1 protein-coding gene is annotated in these 923 nt (G+C 69.8%); it reads left to right on the top strand.

Annotation, left to right across the window (positions count from 1 at the left end):
• Positions 1-19 precede the first annotated feature (19 nt).
• Positions 20-923 (top strand): S49 family peptidase (locus MVF76_RS12960; RefSeq protein ID WP_297529809.1); only part of this gene is annotated, 904 nt, incomplete at its 3' end.

Below are 923 nucleotides of genomic sequence, written 5' to 3'. Positions count from 1 at the left end.
CGCAAGGACCCAACAACCCGTGAACCCGTTGCCTCACATTGCCGCGCGGCTGTTCAACACGCCGCTGCTGATTCATCGCGCCAAGCTGGACGCGATCCTTGCCGTGCTGGGCCCGCGCGTCGGCTGGCCGGAAACCGAAAGCGCCGCGCCTGTGCCGGCGCCGCGAACGCCGTCCGCCGCCCGACAGGGCGACATCGCCGTGATCCCGATCCACGGGACCCTGGTGCGCCGCGCGCTGGGGTTGGAGGCGGCATCAGGGCTTACCAGCTACCAGGAGATCGGGGATCAAATCGGCCGGGCGGTGGCGGACCCGGCGGTGGCCGGCATCGTGCTGGACATCGACAGCCCGGGCGGCGAGGCTGGCGGCGTCTTCGAACTGGCCGAGCGCATCCGTGCCGCCACGCATGACAAGCCCGTCTGGGCCGTGGCCAACGACCAGGCCTTCTCCGCCGCCTACGCCTTGGCGGCGGCAAGCAATGAGGTATTCGTGACCCGTACCGGCGGCGTCGGCTCCATCGGCGTCATCGCCATGCACGCCGACCAATCGCGAAAGGACGAACAGGACGGCTACCGCTTCACCGCCATCTACGCCGGAAGCCACAAGAACGACTTCAGCCCCCACGCGCCGCTCTCGGACGATGCCCGCGCCGCGCTGCAGGCCGAGGTGGATCGCCTCTACGGCATCTTCACCGAGTCGGTGGCCGCGCACCGGGGGCTCACTGTCGAGGCGGTGCGCAAAACCGAAGCGCGGCTCTACTTCGGCGGCGACGCGGTGGCCGCGGGGCTGGCCGACCGGATCGGCACCCTGCGTGACGCCGTCGCGGCCATGCGCGCGGAACTCGATCCCCCGATTCACACGAACTTACCCCAACCCCAGGAGGCACTGACCATGGAGCACCATGACCCTGATCCCGCTGCTTGCG

This window comes from Thiohalobacter sp., from assembly GCF_027000115.1.
Classification (GTDB): domain Bacteria; phylum Pseudomonadota; class Gammaproteobacteria; order Thiohalobacterales; family Thiohalobacteraceae; genus JALTON01.
This window is presented reverse-complemented; position numbering and strand designations above follow the sequence as displayed.